We start from the raw sequence: 17,599 nt of genomic DNA, 5'->3' as shown, positions 1-17,599 counted from the left end.
TCTAATTTTCAACTGGTTAAATCAATTTGTTGCACGAGACTCTCATTCCGGATTTAACACAAATTGACTAGCTTTCATGTCTATTTATTAACGTGCAAACAAAAAAAATATACCCATAGAAAGACCTGTGTCATAGTCGTTATAGGTATATTTTATAAAGGAATTACCTTTCTAATAAGTTTTCCTTTTTAACTATATTAATTTTCTAATTTAAACAAAAACTTTTTTACTTTTTCTCCACTTCTTCGTTATATTTCGGTAATTCCAGACCATTCACTCGGGACGAATCGGTAGACCCCATATTAATTCAGCGGAATTAGTCGCACATCGGTTTGCGGTTTCAGGACAACCTGTTATTTTAACGCTTTGCTAAGACATCACGTTCATATTCTTTCACTTGCGTCAGCCATCTTTCCTTTACCGGCACATTCATTTTTTCACAATAATAATCCCAAATTGCACCAAATGGATAGGTTTTAAATTCCTCCATTAATGCCAGTCGCTCAGTAAAATCGCCTTTTTCTTGCAGTTCTTTCAAATGATCGTTCGGTACAAGTAAGGCATATAAGAGGGCCTTAATCATATTACGCGTACCAATCGTCCAGGCAGCAACACGGTTGATGCTGGCATCAAAGAAATCAAGACCAATGATCACCTGGTTTAATGCATCATTGCGAACAATTTCAAGCGCAATTTCACGAAGCTCATCGTCTAAAATTACGACGTGGTCACTGTCCCATCGAACCGGGCGCGAAACATGAAGTGCTAGTTTATCACTGTATAATAGCATCGAAGAAATTTTGTTCGATACAGTTTCAGTCGGATGATAATGACCTGTATCCACTAAGCAAATCTTGTTATTTTTCAGTGCGTAGCCAAGGTAGAATTCATGCGATCCTACGACATATGACTCGGAGCCAATACCGAATACTTTACTTTCCACAGCATCCCAATTACATGTTTCATCCACTTCTGCTGTAAAAATTCGATCAAGGGATTCTTTTAATCTCTTTCTCGGTGTCAAACGGTCGCTTGGAATATCTTTGTAGCCGTCTGGAATCCATATATTTGTTAAGCAGGGATTGCCTAGTTCACGGCCAAAGTACTCTCCGATTTTTCGGCTGGCGATGCAATGATCAATCCAGAATTCACGAATTTCTTCATTTGGATGAGAAAGGGTCAAGCCGTCTGCTGCTTTTTCATGGGAAAATAGTGTCGGGTTAAAATCCAAACCAAGACCGTTTTCTTTAGCCCAATTCAACCAGTTTTCGAAGTGCTTTGGCTCAAGCTGATCGCGTTCGACTGCTTCTCCATTTGTTTCCGCATAAATGGCATGCAAATTGACCCGATGTTTCCCCGGAATAAGAGATAGCGCTTTTTCAAGATCCATGCGCAGCTCTTCCGGAGTAGTGGCTTTTCCTGGATAATTTCCCGTTATATCAATACCGCCAGATAATTCACTTTTGTTCACTTCAAATCCACCAATATCATCACCCTGCCAGCAATGAATCGAAATGGGCACTTTTTTCAGTGTTTCGAGTGCCGCATCAACATCAATTCCCCAATTCGCATACGCTTGTTTCGCTGCTACGTACTGTTCTTTAATTGTCATATCGTCCCATCCTTTTAACGGATTGAATTGATTACTCCATGATTCCTACTACCTTTTCACATATTCTTCACTTATCATAATGGGCAGTACATACTTAATCTATTATTTTTCGATAGATTGATTCCACCTATGACAAACCCTCCACTTAAAGCAACAAAATCCAAGAAAACAGGCAAAACCTATTCAGCGATTAAAAGCTCCAGGTACACCGCCGTCTACAGTGACCATGCAACCCGTTGTTTTGTCTGCTTTTGATGAAGCGAAAAACGCTATGGACTCAGCAATGTCTTCCGGGAATATGTTTACTAGCAATGTCGTACGTTTTTTGTAATGATCTTCAAGCTGGTCTGGTTCTATTCCGTATGCAGCGGCACGCTCTTGACGCCAACCCGATCCCCAAATGGAAGATCCTTGTAATACGGCGTCTGGCAAAACAGAATTAACACGGATTCCGAAATCCCCGCCTTCCACTGCAATGCATCGTGCTAGATGTGTTTCAAGTGCTTTGACTGAACTGTAAGCAGAAGCATTTTTTCCAGCGTAAACAGAGTTTTTCGATCCCACAAATACCATATTTCCTCCTGTTCCCTGTTGTTTCATTTGCTTAAAAGCTTCACGCGCTACAAGGAAATAGCCTGTACCCAGTACATTCATGTTTAGGTTCCATTCTTGTAAGGTTGTTTCATCAAACGGGCTGGATGTGGCAAGGCCGGCATTGTTGACGATAATATCAATTCCCCCAAATGTAAGAGCTGATTTCTCAAAGGCATCCTGTACCTGCTCTTCACTGGTAACATCCATTTTAAAAGCTGCAGCACGTATTTCCCCGTATTCTTTATTGATTTCATCCGCAACTTTTTCAGCACCTTCAATATTTAAATCAGCTAGAACTACATGGGCACCTTCAGAAACTAAACGCCGTGCTGTTGCGCTGCCAATTCCGCCCGCACCGCCTGTAATGAAGGCTACTTTGCGTGAGAACTCCGCTTCTGCCGGTGAAAGAGACAATTTATAAAGCTCAAGTGGCCAGTATTCAACGTTATATGACTCATTTTCACTGAGAGATACGAACTCGCCAAGTGCTGTTGCCCCTTTCATAACCGCAATCGCTCGATGGTAAAGTGCTCCGCTCACGTTTGCCATGGCTACGTTTCTGCCTGTGTTGACCATTCCTACACCTGGAATCAAAATAACTCGTGGTGCCGCCTCAAACATCACATCTCCTTCGTGTTTATTGCGCTCGAAGTATTGCTTATACTCTTCCTTATATTGTTGAATACCCGTTTTAACTTTTTCCACCAAGGATTCAGTCCGTTCATTTTGAGGATCCCAGTTAATGAAAAGCGGCTTCATTTTTGTATGTACAAGATGATCCGGGCAAGCGGCACCGACTTGTGATAAGGCTGCCGCATTTTTGCTGTTCAAAAATTGCAGGACATCATCTGCATCGTCAAAGGTTAAAAGCATTTTTTTCTCCTCGCCCACAGCACCGCGGATAACCGGCATAATCGAAGCAAGTACCTTTTTGCGCTCTGCTTCAGGTAAAGAGTCAAATGCCTGTCCACCAAATGCATCTTCTTCATGCTGGCGGCTTTTAATAAACTCTTCTGCTTCCGTTATGATCGAAATGGTTTTTTCATAGGCTTCTTTCGATGTTTCACCCCAAGTAACCAATCCGTGTTTTTCCATTAAAACAAGCTCGGCTTGCGGGTTATTTTTCACACCTTTTGCGATCATTTTAGACAAAGTGAAGCCAGGGCGCTCATATGGTACCCAGACAAAACGATCACCGAAAATTTCATTGGCGACTTCTTTTCCATTGTCTGCACAGCAAAGACTAATAATTGCATCTGGATGTGTGTGGTCAACATGTTTAAAGGGAAGGAAGGCATGAAGTAAAGTTTCAATCGACATACGTGGATGCTTACTGTCGATCATGCAGTGTGACAAATATTCAACCATATCTGCATCAGGCATGTCATCACGCTCGATTAAAGGGTGAATATCCGCTAGATTCAAACCTGTGAAATTGCCCGCTTTCATTGTTGCAAGGTCGGAACCGCTTCCTTTAACCCACATGACTTCAATTTCCCGGCCACGAAAATCCTTTTCCATTGTTTTCATGGATGTATTGCCGCCTCCCCAGTTGCAGACGGCTCGATCTGTACCGATTAAATTAGACCGATATACCAGTTCTTCTACTCCAGATGCCACTTTTGACGCTTCTTTATCATTCCATAAATTATTAACCATTTTGTTTTACCCCCGTTTATCTTTATTTGTGTTTGTTTTATTGTATAACACTTTTGTTTTCATTTGAAGAAGTTTTTTTAATTGTTTCCAATTTTACGAAAACAAGGAAAACCGTTGAGCGTGAAAGACAATGGATGTATCCGCATTTTCAACAATCCAAATCATTCTGCAAGGTAATATCATCTAAAAAATCACCATTTTCCTTAGATGAAGTCTGTAAAATAAACGTAAATACAACAAATGACCAGGAATGTAAACACCATGTCCCTTCCATCTTAGAAAAAGAAAGATGCAAAACTTCCCAAAGACTTCGCAGGACATTTCTAATTATCACGGGTAAACAGGCAGCTAGACAAACTTCTTTCTAATCCAAATACCATCGATGCAATAATGCTTCTCAATCCTTTTTACTGAAATTAAGAGATACAGTGTTTTTAATCGAATTCCATTTGAAAAATCGGTGCTTTGGTTCAAATAAGAAATGGTCTTGGGCTTTCACACCAAAGATGGGGTTAACCTTTTGATATTGTCTTTCGTTTTAGTACATTTGAAGCTTTTTTTTCTATTTAAAATCAAAGATTCACAAAAGAGTGGATTGGGTACAATATGAAATGAACTAGTAAACGTTATCGTAGTATTAGAAGTTTCGGGAGGAAGTTTATATGATTAATGAAAAAGTGGCTTTGATATTAGAAGATAAAATTAACGTTATTAAAAGTGATGAAACATCCATTTATTTAGTCGGCCCAATCAAATTACCCGTTAACTTAGAGGGCGAAACAATTATATTCCAGTGGTATTGCTGGTTAAGATGTGAGAATATGGCGGGTCATTTTTGTGGTGACGGCACTTATAATATAGAAAAGATCATTGAAACTTTAGCCTCTTCCAACTTAGCGGAAATGCAGCAATCAAGTGTGTTACTGTATGGAGATTTCCAACATTCAGCTGAAGCCCTTATTCGGATGCATAGTATTTGTCATACTGGGGATATATTTGGCAGCAAACGCTGTGATTGTGGCTTTCAATTAAAGCAGGCTATGAAAATGATTGCAGCTCAAGGATCCGGAGCTTTATTTTATTTAGCGAATCACGAAGGAAGAGGCATCGGATTATTTAGTAAAGCCATGGCTTATGTTCTGCAAGAAAAAGGATTGGATACGGTTGAAGCGAATTTGGAGCTTGGATTTGTGGATGATGCACGTAACTATGATGACGCCATTCGGGTGTTAAAAAAACTGCGCTCTAATCCAGTGACTCTTATCACCAACAATCCGAAAAAATTAGAAGCCCTTCAAAACTCAGGTGCCAATGTTGCAGGCAGAGTTCCGTTATGGGGTGATATTTCCGAGTTTAATGAAAAATATTTAAAAACTAAAGTGGTTCGTTCCGGTCATTTAAAAGATAGTAAAAATGAATGACTTATTTGTTTTATATGAAATTGTTTATACCCCTGAATAGGTTTGAATTTTTGGAATAATCGTGGGACCTCTAGAATCGATGAATGTATTATCCTGTAGATATGCTTTAAAAAATCATTTGTCATGGAAATCAAATGTGTTATTAAAAGATTATTTGATAAAAAGGTAAAAAAGATTTTCGATTCGACCAAACTATTTGTTGAAAAGGGAATTTATTCCAAAAAAACATATTCAATACTGAGTTTCTCACAATGTCATTCAATACAATCGCAGATTTTTTGATAAAAAAAAAGAGGGGATATCCCCCCTCTTTCTATATCATATTATCGTTGTTATATACCCTATGTCCCCAAAGCTACAAGTTTGATGACCTTCCCTTCCTTATTGCTTTTGCTGCTCGTGCAGAACACAATCATTCTTCCCGATGATATGGTTAATCAGGAGGATAACAAGGGTGTAACCGCACCGATATAAATATTTTCTATTTCCTCATGGATTACCGATAGATACCAGACAGTTGTCGTAACTATTGCAAAGAGCATTCCCAATACCGCACCTCGGCCACTGCTAAAAGGCGGGAAATAAATCAGCAAAACAACAATGACGTCTAAAGTGGTTCTTATTGCCCTAGCAAAGCAGACCGTGCTTAATATAGCTGGAGCAAAGAGAGTAATGTAATGGGAATCGGCCCTATAACAATTGTAGCAGTCCTGGCAAATCGCAGTGATTTCTATTCATTATTTCTTTAATAAAAATTGGTTATAGAAGAGTACTGGAGTTAAATCACCAAAAATCACTTATTGTTTTCCATCACCCTTCTCAGTTAATCTTGGATTTTTCCATTAATGACAACACACTTGCCATTTGTAGGTTGCTTTTTCATCCTTCCATCCTTGATGTATACAGTGTAAGTATTATTGACTTTAGCATCTAATCTTGCTAGGTCTCCCATTCCTGCTATGATATTTTTAACCGCTTCCCTCTTCAGGTTATTCATAACTTGCTTTTTCCATTGTTCCCGTTTGTTTTTTTGTATATTTTCATCAACCATCAGGATCCCATCCTTCTTGTTTGATTTATGTCTTTTCAATAATATTGTATTATTTTTTTATCATCTTGTTACACGTATGCTTTTCCTTATTAAGTTCTTTTATGTATAACATAACAGGTTACCGTAAAATGAAAACACATACGAGTATAAGGGATATAAATAAAATGGCTCACGCTAGGATAACAAGAAAATACATAAAAACAGGATGCAACGGAACGTTGCACCCTGCCTGAAAAAGGGGTTTGCTTCATTTCGAATCAGCATAAATACTCTGCGATAAACACCTCATCTACATTAGAGTAAGAACTGGTATCTGACTAGAGTTTACCATCCAAAGCAACCATCCCCTATATCTTAAAAAGTTTCATCAACTTTCAAAGCATAAATGACAATTATTGAATGAGTTTTCTGCTTTTACGTGCAAGAGAACCATCTCCTTGCTCGAATCGATTTTTTAATGAAGCTACCTGTAGTTAAGTTAAACGTCTTTAACTAACACCTCATTTACTATATGATGTGAATCATACGTAATCAGTAGCCCCTTCTTCTTTATTTATAATAACCATTAGCGGTAAAAAAATAACTGGTTGTTTATGGATATCGAGAATTGTTTAAAATCAATTATAGCTATATAATGAAAAACTCATTAGTACTCTTTCTAACGATTATCAGTAAACAAAAAAAGGCATTTAATGGTGATTTAAGTGAAAATCTTCGCAATCTCAATGACATAACAAATGCTTTGTTCCCTAACTATTTTTTTTGCACATTAATTAGTGGTATTAAAGCTAAACTAAACAGACAAACTCTACACTAAGCTCAACTCTGTCAGTTGAAATGGCGGGAAATGAGCAAAAATAAAAAGGCCGCAAGTCAGTTAGTTTTCAACGACTTTCTGGGACAGGCCCTTGCATTCTTTACTTTATCATTAATATAGAAAGGACAAAGCAAATAACCTCGCTTTGTCCTTACCTCATAGCATTATGAAGATTTGATTATTGCGCTTTCAAATCTGCACGATAATCGTCTATAATCGCTTGTATCTCCGGATTTGCCGGAACATTTGTGACGTCGTAGAGGAATCCATTGGATTCGACCAAAGTCATTTTGGCGTCAACGACTTCAAAAGTCAAATTCAGGCGGCCCAAATAATGTTCTTGTTCTCCGCCAGCTTGAGTAATTGGCACCATCACCTCTCCGTTGAATTCGTATTCGGGAGTTTCGATGACCTTGTGTGTATCTGCCCCGATTACCGCTGAAACTCCGGAAACCTGAGCCAGCTTATGGTCTTCAGGATTTCCGGCATGCGAAAGGACAATGTTAACGTCTGACTTTTCACTCACTTCAGGAAGCAACGCATTCAAGGCTTGAACCGGTTCGATGAAATCGAGGTCTGCAACATCATCCCAACCGCGAATTTCCGGCTTCATCGATGTGAGGCCGATCATGCCGACTTTAACGCCATTGAAAGCAAATACCTTCCAAGGTTTTACATTCTGAATGTACTTTCCTGTTTCCCTGTCAATTACATTACCAGTTAGGATGGGGAAATTCACGTTGCGGTGGTAATCTTTTAACTGTTCATAACGGCTGTCCGGTGTGCCCTCCCCGACAGGGTAAACGCGGAAGTCGTTGTTTCCTAGAGCCATCGCATCATAGTCCAAAGCTTTCAAAAGGGACGTCTCCAACTCTCCTTGCCCCCCCTGAAACTCGCCGCGCAGGAAGACATCCCCGCCATCGACGAGAAGCACATTCTCCTCTTCATTGCGCACATTTTCAATGATGGTGGCATACTTCGCAATAGAATTGTGATGAAGGGTTCCATCATCCAGCGTGACGATGTCATCCAGATGACCATGAAAGTCATTCGTCTGGAGAATGGTAAGTTTAAACTTCTCTCCCTCCTTGAGCTTTTCCTCCGCATCTGCCGTAACGGGCTTTGCGACAAAAACGGCAGCCATCGCCAACGAAAAGCAGCCCGTCAAAAATATCTTTCCCATTTTTTTCATACTATTTCCTCCAAGCAAAATGCTCTATTAAGTTGTAAAACAAGTTATTTAGTTTCCGGTCTTTTCGGATTTCTCAAGACCTACTAGTTTATTTTTCTCTTCAGAGTTAGTTTTTTCTTCTTTGTCATGGCTGATCAAGTCATTTGTTGCTTTTTTAAATTCTTTTAAAGTGTTTCCAAAAGCACTTCCGATTTCCGGTAATTTCGAAGGACCAAAAATGATTAACGCAATGACTAGAATGAGAATTAGGCCGGGGATTCCGATACTAGATAACAAACGTCTCACCTCCTATACCATGATGGTTTGATAGTACTCAAAAAATGCGTTCATTACTTATAAAATTGGCATACCATGACGCTCTAAAGCTGCTGCTTCTAATATAGACATACCTTGTTCTTCTGCGAATGCAGTAAGTTTATCCGAAACAACAGGTGCAAGACTTGCTGGCGGTTGAGCCTGGTTCATAGCTCGTCTACGGGTAGAATTTCTGCGTGCAAATGGTCCCCAAATCGCGAAGGTAATACCTGGTGTTTGCATATTTACAAAGAAAGTATTTCCATCTGGAGAAAATGTAGGGCCAGCAAATTCAGAACCGTTCATCATATTTTCAGCAAAAGTATAAATATTTCCTTCAGGAGTTAATCCGACAATACGATCATTACCGCCACCATCTTCGGCGATCCAAAGATCTCCCCAAGGAGTGATTGTAATGTTATCCGGTGCTTCTAAATCATTTTTATCAGTAGACTCATAGAATAGTTCTAAGGTGTTTGTCGCTGGAGTGTAGCGATAAACACGGCCAAGGCGTGCTGAACCTGCACTTGTATCATCAAACCATAAAGTACCTTCAGAAAAATAAGCCCCTTCTAAGCGGCTAAACTGAATACAGCCTTTATCCTTAGCATCTTGCTGTGCGATTTCAGGATTTAATTTTTTCCAAACAATCCCGAATTTTTGTCTAGTACTAAATTGACTTGCTGCTGCAGCCGGCAATTCCTCGATTGCTGCCGCTTCAAGTAGACCGCCCTTTTGCAGAGAACCTAGCTTTTGACTTCGGTCATGTGGGGTAAAACGGTACAAGAAGCTTGGACTTGCGTCTTCGGTTAAATACCAAATTCCTGTTGAAGGGTCAACATGCCCAGCTTCATGGGAGAAATAACCCATATCACGGATCGGTGTTCTTGACATTTCGTTTTCAGGATCAAGCGGATTTACTTCAAATACAAAGCCATGTCCCATATCACGAGTTTCTTCCATTGTTAACCAAGTGCCCCAAGTCGTAGCACCACCAGCACAGTTACGGATTGTACCTGAACTTGATACATACTGATCAATGACCTTGTTATTTTGTCCAACGATTAATGTGGTTGTGCCGCCGGCAGCACCAGCACTCCAAGGTTTTTTTCCGTTTACAGGGTAGTCCGAATTGGTCCCATTTTCATGGTTTCTTACAAGAATGGTTGTACCCTTCTCTCCTTTATAGGCAGCCATTCCATCGTGGGCAGAAGGAACAAGGTCACCATTAGGCATGATATCACCAGTTCGTGAAAGCATTTTGTAATGAAATCCCCTTGGCAGATCAAGAACTCCATTTGGATCTTTTACTAGTGGGCCATAGCCACCAAATCCACTTGTTGGATTGCTGGATTCCGCAGCAAATCCTTTTGTAGCTCCCGCAAGAGAAAATACCCCTGTTGAACCAAGTGTTAATGCTAATGTACTCATTCCGCCAACTTTTAAGAAATTACGTCTGTTTAAACCGCTATTGCTAGATTTCATCAACATTACCTCCAAAAAATCTTTTTTAGGGATGCTATATTCCTTATAGCAAACTCTACCCTTAAAATTAACAGACCATTTTAAATGCTCTGTTAAACCCATGTGATTTTATTCCTTCACATGAAAGATAAACCAAAAGTCATGGTTTATTCGAAAACAAAGGAGGTTATAACGACATTTATAACATGTAAAGGATGGAAATTGGTGGAATTAGTCAAAAATAGAGAAAAAACTAAGGATTTTGTCATAAAAAGAATGATGCAGAATATTAAAGCTTATTAATAGTTTGTAAATATAAGAGATACACTATGACAAACTAGTTAACCCGATTAATTCTACCCAAATCCAATAAAATTTTTGAAAGGGGTATCGGTTAAAGACATGCTATATAATTGATCTAGAAATATTCTAGTTGTAAACCTACTCCCACTTACTCGCATGTTTTGAATTACTGCCATTTTTCAAAATGTTAAATACTAATAATTTAAAAATATCCATCAGTCTCAAGCATATGCTCATATTTACATGCATGATAACTTTTTAATTCGTATAATAGAATAAATGGGAATCAAAGTGAGTCTAATTTACAAAAGGAGGGAGCAGATTTGTTCTGTGGAACCAAAAGGCGAAGAAATAAACAGTTTAGCATTAAAAGTCAAAGAGATTATTCAATCTTCAGGATGTCAAAATGAAGATGTAATCTTTCTGTGCATTGGTTCAGATCGATCGGTTGGGGATTCATTGGGCCCTTTAGTCGGGACGATGCTAAAAGAACACACGGTGCCTTATCGTGTTTACGGTACCTTGGAAAATCCCGTTCATGCATTTAATTTAAAAGAGACGTTGAAAGAAATTAAAAAACAATTCAAAAGGCCTCTTATTTTTAGTGTGGATGCTTGTTTAGGGGATCAAAACCAGGTCGGTTATGTTTTCTTGAAGGATGGACCTCTTGTCCCAGGGAAAGCTTTAAAAAAAGTATTACCTGAAGTGGGAGACTATCACATTATAGGAATGGTAAATTATATAGATCCGCTGCCAACGATGCAATTTTTAAATGATACTCGTCTTTACACGGTTATGAATTTGGCGAATAAAATCGTAAAAATCATTACTCAAGCGACCGGCGAGACTTCTAGACCTTATTAAAAGAATGGGCTGTCCCAAAAACCACTAATAATAATTGGTTTTGGCACAGCCCTAATTTTTTAAGTTCGAGAATTTAATTGATAACGTTATACTTAAATAATAGCCCCAGTCAAGATAGCAGTAATAATAAGGACTAATGAACAAATTAGAGCCCATTTAAATGCATACCGCTGTAGTTCCCCGATATCTGTCTTTACCATCCCTACCAGTAAAAGAGTCGAGGCCACGAGTGGACTTAAGAAATGTACAGGCTGCCCCAGTACGGAAGCTCTGGCAATTTCTAAAGGACTCACACCATAAGCTTCTCCTGCTTCGGCAAGAATTGGCAAAACACCAAAGTAGTAAGCATCATTTGATAAAACGAACGTAAATGGCATACTTGTGAACGCAACGACCATCGGTAAAAAAGAGCCTAAAGAATCCGGAATGATGGCCACTAATGAATTTGCAATGGCGTCTACCATTTTCGTTCCGGAAAAGATTCCTGTGAAAATACCAGCCGCAAATACTAATGTAACAACGGTTATAGCGTTTCCTGCATGTGACCCGATTCGCTCTTTTTGCTGTTCTAAATTAGGGTAATTAATGATCGAAGCAAGAACAAACCCGATTAGAAACAACACCGGTACAGGTACTAAGCCCATTACAAGTACGACCATGACTGTGAGCGTCAACAAAAGATTGACCCATATTAATTTAGGGCGCTTTAAATCGTCTTGTATGGCGGAAGCTACAGCTGCTTCAGCAAGAGCCCCTTTCATTTCAGGTGCAGATTTGATATAAACAACGCCAAGCCTTTTGCGCTCTTTTTTACCAAGTACATAAGCGGTAAAAAGAATAGCTGCTATTCCTGAGAATAGTGTTGGGATAATCGGGACAAAGAATTCATTTGCATCCAGACCTAATGATGCTATTGCTCTAGTTGCAGGTCCTCCCCAAGGAGTCATACCACTCATAATACTGACAGCCAGCATAGAAATAGTGGCAAGAATAAGTGGATTCATACCAAGTCGTAAGTAAAGAGGCAGCATGGCGGAAATCGTAATCATATGAGTCGTGGTACCATCACCATCCAAGGCAACGGTCATTGCGATTACCGCTGTTCCTATCGCTATTTTAACCGGATCCCCTTTTACGATTTTCAACATAGTTTTAATAAGTGGATCAAATAATCCAGCGTCAATCAGAACTCCGAAAAACAAAATAGCGAACAATAGCAAAGCGGCTGAAGGTGCGACAACCTTTAATCCATCTAGCATCATATCTCCGAGCTCTGGACCAAATCCGCCAATTAATGCAAAGATAATTGGAATGACTACAAGAGAATTAACAGGTGATAACCGTTTAGACATGATTAAATAAGTAAAGACAACGACCATTGAAATTCCAAGTAAAGTTAGAATATTAATCCCTCCCATTAAAGAAACCGCTTACAAATTGGATAAAGAGTCTTGAATAATTAAAAAATATTACATAGTTATTTTCTGCTTCCCTGTTGCTTTGTTTTCTATTTTTAGAATAGTTCATATCATTAAATAAGTGAAATACATATTTTTTGTACTTTTCCGAAAAAAAAACTTATAATCCATTTTATATTAAGTTAAGAAATCCAAAAAGCACAATGAAATTGTCAATAATTTCATTGTGCTTTTTCGTTAAAGATTGGAATTTTTATTCAAGAAATCAATAAAGTTTTTCACAGTAGAGAGTTTTAATGAATCCTGGTTATACATTAACCATGTATTTCTTAACACCGGCTTCCCATTTTTGTAGGATAACCCGTATGTATGCAAATTATCTGAAGGCTGCAGGCATATTTCCGGCAGAATAGAAACACCAAGATCATTTTTGACCATCTCTTTGCACGTCTCCTGCCGATCCGTTTCCATGGTTACAAATGGTGGCTCTGGGAATCTATCATGCCACCAGCCATTTATTAAGTTTTTTAAAGAACTGTCGGTCTTATAATTTATGAATGGAAGTTCTGGCAAATTATCCAAGTCTACCTCTTTCTTAGAAATTAAACAAAGTCTTTCTTTATGCAGTAATGATTTGATTCCATACCATTCATAATTTCCACGCAGAATGCCTAATTGAACACTAGAGGAATCGAGAAGATGCATGATTTCAGTACTCCAGCCTGTATTCACATTTAATTGTACATGAGGATATTGTGTTGAAAACTTTTTCAATATCTCTGGTAGTTTATATTGGGCAAAGTTGCTGGAAACGCCAAGCCTTAACGTTCCTCTTACCTCATTTTTCATATTCAGCATATAATCTTTCGTTTTTTGCAACTTTTTCACCATTTCTTCCGCATAACCCGCTAAATGTATCCCTTCTGAAGTGAACTCAATGCCTCCTTTTATTTTGAAAAATAGGTTTGTGCTAAATTCTTTTTCTAAATTTTTGAGCCGGTACGTTAACGCCGGCTGCGATATATATAAACGCTCTGCGGCACGGCTAATGTTTTTTTCTTCATAAAGTACTCTTATCGCAATCCAATCTTTTTCGTCCACTTAACCATCCCCCACTTTTTGGATTATAAGTTTTTTTATCATTTTTATTAAAAAAATATGTATTTTACTTATGAATAAACATATCATACTATATTTTCAAAGGAACCGGTAGTGCTATATATATTGATTTGAGAAAAGGTGGTTATACAATGAAAGTACCTGTAGTTGTAATGCGCGGCGGGACAAGTAAAGGTGTGTTCCTTAATTTTGAACATATGCCTTCGAATCCCTTACACTGGGAGGAATTCTTACTTGACGTGATGGGCAGTCCGGATCGGAGACAGATTGATGGTCTTGGAGGAGCGAATTCATTGACAAGTAAAGCAGCGATCATCAAAAAATCAGAATCACCAGAATTCGATGTGGAATATACATTTGCTCAGGTCAGCATCGATAATCAAATGGTCGATTTTAAAGGAAATTGTGGAAATATTTCATCTGCTGTAGGACCTTACGCAATTGAGCAAGGATTAGTCCCTGTAAAAGAACCTGTTACAACGGTGAAAATTTTTAATGTGAATACACAAAAACTGATTATTGCAGAAGTTGAGGTTGAAAATGGACAAGTGAAATCAGAAGGATGCTGCTCAATACCTGGGGTGCCTGGTAAAGGATCACCTATTTATCTTTCTTTTACTCGTGCAGAAGGAGCAGTTACAGGAAAACTTTTCCCTACAGGAAATCCGATTGACATGATTAAAACCAAGGATCGGTTAATTCAAGTTTCAATTATTGATGTTGCCAATCCACTCGTTTTTGTAAGGGCACAGGATATTGGTCTAAGCGGAACCGAATTACCCAATGATTATTCACAGGAAAAATTAAATGAACTGGAAGAAATCCGGTCAATTGCAGCTGAAATGTGTCAATTTTCCGATAAGAAATCAGCTACTGTCAAATCTCCTGCTGTACCTAAAATGACTCTAATTGCTCCTCCTATGGATTACGTCGATCTAAATGGATCTGAAAGAAAAGCGTCAGAGATGGATTTGATGATCCGAATGATGTCAATGCAAAAGCCCCATCAAGCGCTTGCCATTACAGGAGCCATCTGTGCAACAGCAGGGGCTTACTTACAGGAAACGGTTTTATCTGAGATGGTGAACATTAAACACGAAATTTTCCGATTAGCCCATCCTGCGGGGATAATGGAAACAAAGGTTGATTTCTTGGCAGGACACATACGTGCTATTAAAGTGGTACGCACAGCAAGAATCATTTTGGAGGGATACGTGTACACGAAAAAAAATTACGAGAATTCCTATCAATTAGCTTGATTTGAATTGATCTGCAAATTACAGCAAAAAATTTTCTATCACTTGGAGGCTTGTCAAATGTGGGTCATCACTATCTTTTTAAAGGAAAATATTTGAATTTGACACAGAAAAAGAAGCGAAAGAAATATTCAAAAATATGAAAGGCACTAAATTTCTTTCCGAAATAGTTTACTTTAATGATCCTTGTTTTGTAAAAGTGAGACTTCAAAAGAGCCCAAACTCTAATGTATTTCACCTAAACCCTGTCTTCAAATTTAATGATAAACTAGGATCGAGAATATAAGTGAATTTCCCCAGATAAGCTAAACCCCCTATACAAATTAGGGTACAGATACAGATTTTTATGGTTACTATATTATTTTAAAAAAGCTAAATACTATCTATTGTTTAGAGAAAAATACCAATACACAAATCCCTCCCCTTTTTCATGCTGAATTTTGGCATCGGAGTGATAAACAGCAATATAACTGGTAAATCTTGATAAGTTAGAACTGACTTCATAAGCGTTAATGCTGATCCTTTCAAGCTGGTGCTGAACTCGAAAAGCTAGTACTGAAGAACCTTATTGTCTGGCCATCAGGGCGCTTAAAGCTATACAATCACTCCATCTGAAAAAACTCCAATAGATAATCTGTTACTAAGTTTGACCTTTTATATTCCTATATGATATGAGTTTTAGTCAAAGCATAAAGACTTTAAATATGTTAAAATACCAAACAGCCAAGGACTTTTTAAGCCTTGGCTATTTTTCATTCTTCTACTTCACGTATCTCTATTATTTTTTGGACACATTCTTATCTAATAAACCATTCAAGGAAAAGACTCAGTGATTATTGATCGTTTCAACCTTTTCTTGAGTATAGCGTGCTGCTGATGAACCAGCTAATTTTCCAAAGACTGCTCCAGACATTAACCCGGATCCACCAGGATAGTTTTCATAAAAAATCCCCCCAATCATTTCACCAGCCGCAAAGAGACCTTTTATCGGTTGTTCTTCTTTGTCTAACACATGACCCGTTGTATCTACATGCAGACCACCGAACGAGAAGGTGATACCGCACGTTACAGGGAAAGCATAGAATGGACCTTGCTCAATTCGAAGTGCCCAGTTGGATTTAGGAGGGGTAATTCCAATCGTTCCTTTGCCATCTTTCTCTGCTGGTCTATACTCGCCATCTTGTACCGCACTGTTATACTCTTCGATCGTTTTTAGAAATTGTGTTTGATTGACCGGCAGTAAACTAGCCAACTTTCCAAGCGTATCTGCTTTATAAATAGTCGCTTCTTCAAGGTCATATTCTTTACGCAGCATCGGGCGTACCTGTGCATCATAAATTTGATATGCCACATGTCCAGGCTGTTTTAATACCTCACGGCCGTATTTGGCATAGGTGTAATTTCGTAAATCTGCTCCTTCATCAACAAACCGTTTCCCTTCATTATTAAGCATGACGCTGTACGGATAAGAATGCTTTTTAAAAATATCCCCCGGCTTCGTGAAGTCCCCTACTTTTGGCGCATTATAATCTGTCCCAATAGAATGACATCCAGACCACTGCCCGAATTTTTGAGCCCCCACTGCCATAGCCATGGAAATGCCGTCTCCTGTGTTGAACTCGGTTCCACGAACAATAGCCGCTTCCCATTCTTCACCAATATTTTCACTTCTCATTTTCTTATTGGCTTCAAAGCCGCCACAAGCCAAAATCACACCGGATGTCTGAACAGTTACCATTGTATGACCCTTCTCAACAACGACACCGGTTATTGTGTTATCCTCTGATACAAGCTCCACAGCACGTGAATCGTACCAAACGTCGATGCCAATTTCTTCTGTCCGCGCAAAGAGCTGTCTCATTAAGCCAACGCCTTTATCCTCCGTTTTGATAGGCAGTCCTCCCCAAAAATTGCGCTTGCCAGCTTGTACGAAAGATTGATTTTCATAATTCAATTCAAATTTTATTCCCTGATCACGCATCCACGCAATTGTTTCATATGATCTAGAAACCAGCTGCTTTGCTAACTCAGGATTACTTTGTCCACCTGTTACTCGCATTAGATCATTGTAATAATCGGTTTCCGTGTATTCAGGCATTACAATTAATTCGGATTCTTCATCTGTTAATTCAGGTATTATATTTCTGATTGCGTCTAAATTATTGTATGCAACACGAATGGCTCCATCCGTGAAGAAAGAGTTCCCTCCACGCTTTTCCACTGGTCCCCGTTCTAATACAAGAACTCTAGCACCTCCCTCTTTTGCTGAGATCGCGGCACATAAAGCTGCGTTTCCTGCCCCTACTACAACTACATCATAATTTTGTGTATTTGACATTTTTACCCCTCCTGTTAAGTTGTGATAACTCTTCATGTAAATAATAAGTGAAAATAATGAATAAAAATAATATTGTTTTTTTATTCATTGCCATAGAAAAAATTTATGAAAGAATGCTGGAAACGCAAAACTATAGTGAGTCTATTGATTTACATAAAAAGATAGATTTCTTTTTTCATTAGTTGTATTATACTTTT

The 17,599-nt window shown here is 38.6% G+C and carries 12 protein-coding genes; 3 read left to right on the top strand and 9 right to left on the bottom strand.

The genetic code is table 11. The annotated features are described in order from the left end of the window. Positions 1 to 358 precede the first annotated feature (358 nt). Together rhaA and ACYP5M_RS01660 are read right to left on the bottom strand one after the other, a co-directional pair. The gene (gene rhaA / locus ACYP5M_RS01665) at positions 359 to 1,612 is read right to left on the bottom strand and encodes an L-rhamnose isomerase (RefSeq protein WP_459734549.1); all 1,254 of its coding nucleotides are present in this window, start codon (positions 1,610 to 1,612) and stop codon (positions 359 to 361) included. A 183-nt stretch (positions 1,613 to 1,795) separates the two neighbouring features. Continuing rightward, entirely contained in the window at positions 1,796 to 3,865 is a 2,070-nt protein-coding gene (locus ACYP5M_RS01660; protein WP_459734548.1) for a bifunctional aldolase/short-chain dehydrogenase, read from the bottom strand. Between the two features lie 662 nt (positions 3,866 to 4,527). On the opposite strand from ACYP5M_RS01660, the gene ACYP5M_RS01655 reads away from it, so the two are divergent. Further along, positions 4,528 to 5,286 (top strand): GTP cyclohydrolase II, encoded by a 759-nt coding sequence (locus ACYP5M_RS01655; protein WP_101221767.1) that lies wholly within the window; start codon positions 4,528 to 4,530, stop codon positions 5,284 to 5,286. Between the two features lie 823 nt (positions 5,287 to 6,109). Here ACYP5M_RS01655 and ACYP5M_RS01650 read toward each other — a convergent pair. From ACYP5M_RS01650 to ACYP5M_RS01635, 4 genes are all read right to left on the bottom strand, one after another. Further along, positions 6,110 to 6,337 (bottom strand): hypothetical protein, encoded by a 228-nt coding sequence (locus ACYP5M_RS01650; protein WP_459734547.1) that lies wholly within the window; start codon positions 6,335 to 6,337, stop codon positions 6,110 to 6,112. A 995-nt stretch (positions 6,338 to 7,332) separates the two neighbouring features. Next, the gene (locus ACYP5M_RS01645; RefSeq protein ID WP_459734546.1) at positions 7,333 to 8,346 is read right to left on the bottom strand and encodes a bifunctional metallophosphatase/5'-nucleotidase; all 1,014 of its coding nucleotides are present in this window, start codon (positions 8,344 to 8,346) and stop codon (positions 7,333 to 7,335) included. A 48-nt stretch (positions 8,347 to 8,394) separates the two neighbouring features. Then, on the bottom strand, positions 8,395 to 8,622 hold the full coding sequence (gene tatA, locus ACYP5M_RS01640; RefSeq protein ID WP_101221764.1) for a twin-arginine translocase TatA/TatE family subunit: 228 nt from the start codon (positions 8,620 to 8,622) through the stop codon (positions 8,395 to 8,397). Positions 8,623 to 8,679: 57 nt separating this feature from the next. Continuing rightward, the gene (locus ACYP5M_RS01635) at positions 8,680 to 10,125 is read right to left on the bottom strand and encodes an alkaline phosphatase PhoX (RefSeq protein WP_260357336.1); all 1,446 of its coding nucleotides are present in this window, start codon (positions 10,123 to 10,125) and stop codon (positions 8,680 to 8,682) included. A 612-nt stretch (positions 10,126 to 10,737) separates the two neighbouring features. Between ACYP5M_RS01635 and yyaC the strand changes: the two genes are divergently transcribed. Continuing rightward, entirely contained in the window at positions 10,738 to 11,271 is a 534-nt protein-coding gene (gene yyaC / locus ACYP5M_RS01630; protein WP_230176480.1) for a spore protease YyaC, read from the top strand. A gap of 92 nt (positions 11,272 to 11,363) precedes the next feature. Here the strand turns inward: yyaC and ACYP5M_RS01625 are convergent, their stop codons facing one another. Both ACYP5M_RS01625 and ACYP5M_RS01620 read right to left on the bottom strand, forming a co-directional pair. Continuing rightward, positions 11,364 to 12,674 (bottom strand): CitMHS family transporter, encoded by a 1,311-nt coding sequence (locus ACYP5M_RS01625; RefSeq protein ID WP_230304141.1) that lies wholly within the window; start codon positions 12,672 to 12,674, stop codon positions 11,364 to 11,366. 252 nt (positions 12,675 to 12,926) lie between these two features. Then, complete coding sequence (locus tag ACYP5M_RS01620; protein ID WP_459734545.1) at positions 12,927 to 13,790, bottom strand: LysR family transcriptional regulator; 864 nt, start codon at positions 13,788 to 13,790, stop codon at positions 12,927 to 12,929. A 149-nt stretch (positions 13,791 to 13,939) separates the two neighbouring features. On the opposite strand from ACYP5M_RS01620, the gene ACYP5M_RS01615 reads away from it, so the two are divergent. Beyond that, positions 13,940 to 15,067, top strand: a complete 1,128-nt coding sequence (locus ACYP5M_RS01615; RefSeq protein WP_459734544.1) for a PrpF domain-containing protein — start codon at positions 13,940 to 13,942, stop codon at positions 15,065 to 15,067. Between the two features lie 823 nt (positions 15,068 to 15,890). Here the strand turns inward: ACYP5M_RS01615 and tcuA are convergent. Beyond that, the gene (gene tcuA, locus ACYP5M_RS01610) at positions 15,891 to 17,402 is read right to left on the bottom strand and encodes an FAD-dependent tricarballylate dehydrogenase TcuA (RefSeq protein ID WP_459734543.1); all 1,512 of its coding nucleotides are present in this window, start codon (positions 17,400 to 17,402) and stop codon (positions 15,891 to 15,893) included. Positions 17,403 to 17,599: the final 197 nt, after the last annotated feature.

It is taken from the genome of Peribacillus sp. N1, assembly GCF_054600815.1.
This window is presented reverse-complemented; position numbering and strand designations above follow the sequence as displayed.

Excerpts from the sequence above, each read along its gene's own strand:
- ACYP5M_RS01645 (WP_459734546.1), bottom strand. The coding sequence starts at position 8,346 with ATGAAAAAAATGGGAAAGATATTTTTGACGGGCTGCTTTTCGTTGGCG.
- ACYP5M_RS01615 (WP_459734544.1), top strand. The coding sequence starts at position 13,940 with ATGAAAGTACCTGTAGTTGTAATGCGCGGCGGGACAAGTAAAGGTGTG.
- ACYP5M_RS01650 (WP_459734547.1), bottom strand. The coding sequence starts at position 6,337 with ATGGTTGATGAAAATATACAAAAAAACAAACGGGAACAATGGAAAAAG.
- ACYP5M_RS01635 (WP_260357336.1), bottom strand. The coding sequence starts at position 10,125 with ATGAAATCTAGCAATAGCGGTTTAAACAGACGTAATTTCTTAAAAGTT.
- rhaA (WP_459734549.1), bottom strand. The coding sequence starts at position 1,612 with ATGACAATTAAAGAACAGTACGTAGCAGCGAAACAAGCGTATGCGAAT.
- ACYP5M_RS01655 (WP_101221767.1), top strand. The coding sequence starts at position 4,528 with ATGATTAATGAAAAAGTGGCTTTGATATTAGAAGATAAAATTAACGTT.
- ACYP5M_RS01660 (WP_459734548.1), bottom strand. The coding sequence starts at position 3,865 with ATGGTTAATAATTTATGGAATGATAAAGAAGCGTCAAAAGTGGCATCT.
- tcuA (WP_459734543.1), bottom strand. The coding sequence starts at position 17,402 with ATGTCAAATACACAAAATTATGATGTAGTTGTAGTAGGGGCAGGAAAC.